Source organism: Mycobacterium sp., assembly GCF_032161845.1.
Classification (GTDB): domain Bacteria; phylum Actinomycetota; class Actinomycetes; order Mycobacteriales; family Mycobacteriaceae; genus Mycobacterium.
Genome location: NZ_JAVRQA010000483.1, coordinates 1 through 4,635, shown reverse-complemented (window position 1 = coordinate 4,635; position 4,635 = coordinate 1). Strand labels below are relative to the sequence as shown.

At 64.0% G+C, this 4,635-nt stretch carries 6 protein-coding genes; all 6 read left to right on the top strand.

Annotation, left to right across the window (positions count from 1 at the left end):
• The first annotated feature begins 83 nt into the window (after positions 1-83).
• Positions 84-611: a carboxymuconolactone decarboxylase family protein gene (locus QOD90_RS26365; protein WP_526354628.1), complete on the top strand. Its 528-nt coding sequence runs from the start codon at positions 84-86 to the stop codon at positions 609-611.
• A gap of 2 nt (positions 612-613) precedes the next feature.
• Positions 614-1,963 carry an aromatic ring-hydroxylating oxygenase subunit alpha gene (locus QOD90_RS26360; protein ID WP_526354626.1) on the top strand — a complete coding sequence of 450 codons (1,350 nt, stop codon included), beginning with the start codon at positions 614-616 and terminating at the stop codon, positions 1,961-1,963.
• Positions 1,956-2,285, top strand: a complete 330-nt coding sequence (locus tag QOD90_RS26355; RefSeq protein ID WP_526354624.1) for a hypothetical protein — start codon at positions 1,956-1,958, stop codon at positions 2,283-2,285. The genes QOD90_RS26360 and QOD90_RS26355 overlap by 8 nt, the downstream gene beginning before the upstream one ends.
• A gap of 2 nt (positions 2,286-2,287) precedes the next feature.
• Positions 2,288-3,520 (top strand): metal-dependent hydrolase family protein, encoded by a 1,233-nt coding sequence (locus QOD90_RS26350; RefSeq protein WP_526354622.1) that lies wholly within the window; start codon positions 2,288-2,290, stop codon positions 3,518-3,520.
• Positions 3,498-3,935: a nuclear transport factor 2 family protein gene (locus tag QOD90_RS26345; protein ID WP_526354620.1), complete on the top strand. Its 438-nt coding sequence runs from the start codon at positions 3,498-3,500 to the stop codon at positions 3,933-3,935. The genes QOD90_RS26350 and QOD90_RS26345 overlap by 23 nt, the downstream gene beginning before the upstream one ends.
• The coding region (locus QOD90_RS26340; RefSeq protein WP_526354618.1) for an acyl-CoA dehydrogenase family protein at positions 3,932-4,635 on the top strand (704 nt) is incomplete at its 3' end. The genes QOD90_RS26345 and QOD90_RS26340, both read left to right, overlap by 4 nt.

Genomic DNA, 4,635 nt, shown 5'->3' with positions numbered 1-4,635 from the left:
AAGGGGTGGAAATCTGTTAGGCAAATATGAGAATATGATTCTCGCTTGTGAGAGCATCTGAGTTAGACCGAAAGGAGAGCGTCGTGCGCCTGCCCCCGCTGCCAGCTGCCGACTGGGATGACGCCGTCATGCGAGCCCTTCGGATGATGCCCGAGGAGCGCCGGAATCCCGAGGTCGCCGGCAATGCGATATCGACCTTCGTGCACCATCCCGACCTGACGCAGTCCTACCTGACGTTCAGCTTCTATCTGCTGACGAGGTCGACGCTGCCGCCACGTCTGCGGGAGCTGGCCGTCCTGCGGATCGCTCACCTGTCCGCCTGCGCGTACGAGTGGGACGAACACGTCGCGATCGGCCAGAAGGAAGGCCTGACGCTGGCGGACATCGCCGCGCTCCAACGGGGCGAGGCAACCGACGAGTTCGATCGCACGGTGCTGGCGGCCGTCGACGAGCTGGTCGAGAACACCTGCATGTCCGACAGGAGCTGGGCCGCCCTCGGCGAGCACATGGACAAGCGGCAGCTCATGGATTTCGTCTTCACCGTCGGCGGCTACCACATGCTGGCGATGGCACTCAACACATTCGGCGTTGAACCTAAAAAGGAGAACTGAAGATGCCCTTCTTCCAAAAGCCCGACGCGGGCAGCTGGACCGAGAACTGGCCCGAGTTGGGCACCGCCCCAGTCAATTACACCGACTCGGTCGACCCGGACCACTACCTGCTCGAGCAACAGGCGATCTTCAGGAAGACGTGGCTCAAGGTCGGCCGCGTCGAGCAGTTGCCCAAGAAGGGCAGCTACTTCACCCGCGAGATGCCGTCGGCGGGCCCCGGCACGTCGGTGATCATCGTCAAGGACGTGAAGGATGGTGTCGAGACCGTCCGGAGCTTCTACAACCTGTGCCGCCACCGCGGTAACAAGCTGGTGTGGAACGACTTTCCCGGCGAAGAGGTCTCCGGCGTCTGCCGCCAGTTCACCTGCAAGTACCACGCCTGGCGCTACGCGCTCGACGGCGAACTGACCTTCGTCCAGCAGGAGGGCGAGTTCTTCGACCTCGAAAAGAGCGACTACGGCCTGGTCGCTGTCCGCTGCGAAGTCTGGGAAGGCTTCATCTTCATCAACTTCGACGACGACGCCGCGCCGCTGACCGAGTACCTCGGCGACTTTGCGGCGGGCCTCGAGGGCTACCCGTTCCACGAGATGACGGAGCACTACAGCTACCGCTCGGAGATCAACGCCAACTGGAAGCTGTTCATCGACGCGTTCACCGAGTTCTATCACGCGCCGATCCTTCACATGAAGCAGGCGGAGAAGGAGGAAGCCGAGAAACTGGCCAAGTTCGGCTTCGAGGCACTCGCCTACGACATCAAGGGCGACCACTCGATGGTCTCGTCCTGGGGCGGCATGTCGCCACCCAAGGACATCAACATGGTCAAGCCGATCGAGCAGATCCTCCACAGCGGCCTCTTCGGACCGTGGGACCGCCCCGACATCAAGGGCATCCTGCCCGAGGAACTCCCGCCGGCCATCAACCCCGGTCGCCACAAGTCATGGGGCACCGACTCGTTCGAGTTCTTCCCGAACTTCACGCTGTTGTTCTGGGCGCCGGGTTGGTACCTGACCTACAACTACTGGCCGACGGCCGTCGACAAGCACATCTTCGAGGCGGACCTGTACTTCGTGCCGCCGAAGAACCTCCGCGAGCGCCTGTCCCAGGAACTCGCCGCGGTGACGTTCAAGGAGTACGCGTTCCAGGACGCGAACACCCTGGAAGCCACTCAGACGCAGATCGGAACGCGCGTCGTTGCGGAGTTCCCGCTGTGCGATCAGGAGATCCTGCTGCGCCACCTGCACATTACCGCGCATCAATACGTGGACAGGTACAAGGAATCCCAGGCCACCGGCGCCACCAACGGAAAGCCATCTGCTGCCACGACTTCCGAGAAGAAAGAAGCCCATGTCTAAGCTCCCCGAGGAATTCGCCGACCTAGAACGGTTCACCGACTGGTGCCTACCGACGGAGGAGGAGCGCTACGCCAAACGCCTCGGCTCCACGATGGCCGAGATGCAGGAGTTGTACGACGCAGGCATGGCGCGGCTCGAGGACATCATGGTCTACGTCGACGCGCGATTTCCCCTCGAGGGAATGCCCGATGACGCCAAGGCACTGGTGCATCTGGGACAGTCGATCGTCATGGTGAGTTTTCCGATCGAGGTGTGGAAGCAGCCCCGCGTGCTCGACAGCGGCGCCGCCTACATCAAGCTGATCAAGGAGCCGGTGGTCTAAGCGTGTTGACCCTCAAAGCGGCGGGTCTTCTCGACGTCGACGCCGGCGAGATCATCCGGCCAGGCATCCTCAAGATCTCCGACGACCGGATCGTCGGGGTCGGTGGCGAGATTGACGAGAACTCCGAAGTCATCGACCTCGGGGATTCCATTCTGCTGCCAGGCCTGATGGACATGGAGGTCAACCTGCTGATGGGTGGGCGGGGCGAGAATCCCGGTCTGTCCCAGGTGCAGGACGACCCACCCACCCGGGTGCTGCGTGCGGTCGGCAATGCCCGCCGCACGCTGCACGCGGGCTTCACCACGGTGCGCAACCTCGGCTTGTTCGTCAAGACGGGCGGCTACCTGCTCGACGTGGCACTTGGCAAGGCCATCGATGCAGGGTGGATCGAAGGACCGCGCATCGTCCCGGCCGGACACGCGATCACGCCGACCGGCGGCCATCTCGATCCCACGATGTTCGCGGCGTTCATGCCGGGGGTACTGGAGTTGACGATCGAGGAGGGCATCGCCAACGGCGTCGACGAAATCCGCAAGGCGGTGCGCTACCAGATCAAGCACGGCGCGCAACTGATCAAGGTGTGCGTATCGGGCGGCGTGATGTCGCTCACCGGAGAAGCTGGCGCACAACACTATTCGGATGAGGAGTTGCGGGCAATCGTCGACGAGGCGCACCGGCGCGGGCTACGCGTTGCCGCGCACACCCACGGCGCCGAGGCAGTCAAGCACGCCGTCGCATGTGGGATCGACTGCATCGAGCACGGCTTCCTGATGGACGACGAAGCCATCCAGATGTTGGTCGACAACGATCGGTTCCTGGTGACCACCCGTCGGCTCGCCGAGGCGATGGACGTGTCCAAGGCTCCAAAGGAGTTGCAGGACAAGGCCGCTGTGATGTTCCCGATGGCGCGCACATCGCTCAAGGCCGCCTACGAAGCCGGGGTCAAGATCGCCGTCGGCACCGATGCCCCTGCCATCCCCCACGGCAAGAACGCCGACGAACTCGTCACCCTCGTCGACTGGGGCATGCCCCCGATCGCCGTGCTGCGCGCAGCGACCATCGTCGCCGCGGATCTGATCAACGTGACCGACCGCGGCCGACTGGCCGCGGGCCAGGTCGCCGACGTGATCGCCGTGCCCGGTGATCCGCTTGTGGACATCAGCGTTACAAAGGCCGTACATTTTGTAATGAAAGGGGGCAAGGTCTACCGAAATGACACAGCCCAACAGAACTGACGACCTGGTCGAGATCCAGCAGCTCCTCGCGAAGTACGCGGTCACGATCACCCAGGGTGACGTCGAAGGCCTCGTCACGGTCTTCACCCCGGACGGCACCTACAGCGCCTTCGGCTCCACCTACACGCTGGCACGATTCCCGGAACTGGTCGCCGCGGCGCCCAGCGGACTGTTCATGACGGGTACGTCGCTGGTCGACCTGGACACCGGTGATCCCGACACGGCCATCGGTACCCAGCCCCTGTGCTTCGTCGAGCACTCCACCCACGACATGCGCATCGGCTACTACCGGGACAACTACCTCCGCACCGATGACGGCTGGCGGCTGAAGACCCGCGCCATGACCTTCATCCGACGCAACGGTGATCACGACTCCGGCCGTCCGCACGCCATCGGGCGGCCCGAAGCCGGATGACCATCCCAGCCCAATATTCGACGACGGCCGAGTTCCGTGCGCAGTTGACGGCCTGGCTCGACGACAACGACCTGACCCCGCCCGCGGGCAATCACTCGCTGGACGCCGTTCAAGCTCAACACTCCCGGGTGCTGAGCGCGCTGTACGACGCGGGCTGGATGCGTTGGGGCTGGCCAGAATCGGCTGGCGGGCTTGGCGGACCCATGATCCTGCGCGCCATCGTCGGCGAGGAGGTCGTCGGTCGTGGGCTTGACGATCCAGGGCCCTATTCGATGCTCGAGGTGCTGACCCCGACGATGATCGACTACGCGCGCCCGGAGCTGGCCGCGGAGATGGTGCCGCTGCTGTTGTCCGGCCGCGAAACCTGGTGTCAGGGCTTCTCGGAACCTGGTTCGGGTAGTGACCTGGCTTCGTTGACCACGCGCGCCGAGCAACGTGGCTCGGCTGCTGGCGGGGACTGGGTCATCAATGGCCAGAAGGTCTGGACCAGCTTCGCGCAGTACGCGAGCCGATGCATCCTCCTGACTCGGACCGGGCAGGGGCACGCAGGCATCACGGCGTTCTTCGTCGACATGGACAGCCCAGGCATCGACGTGCGCCCCCTGCGCACCATGCACGGCGTCGACGAATTCTGCGAGGTGTACTTCGACGACGTCGTGGTGCCCGCCGACCGGATGCTCGGGAACCCCGGCCACGGTTG

What these genes read in the sequence shown, in the direction of transcription:
- QOD90_RS26360 (WP_526354626.1), top strand. Translation starts at nt 614, where the DNA reads ATGCCCTTCTTCCAAAAGCCCGACGCGGGCAGCTGGACCGAGAACTGG.
- QOD90_RS26355 (WP_526354624.1), top strand. Translation starts at nt 1,956, where the DNA reads ATGTCTAAGCTCCCCGAGGAATTCGCCGACCTAGAACGGTTCACCGAC.
- QOD90_RS26345 (WP_526354620.1), top strand. Translation starts at nt 3,498, where the DNA reads ATGACACAGCCCAACAGAACTGACGACCTGGTCGAGATCCAGCAGCTC.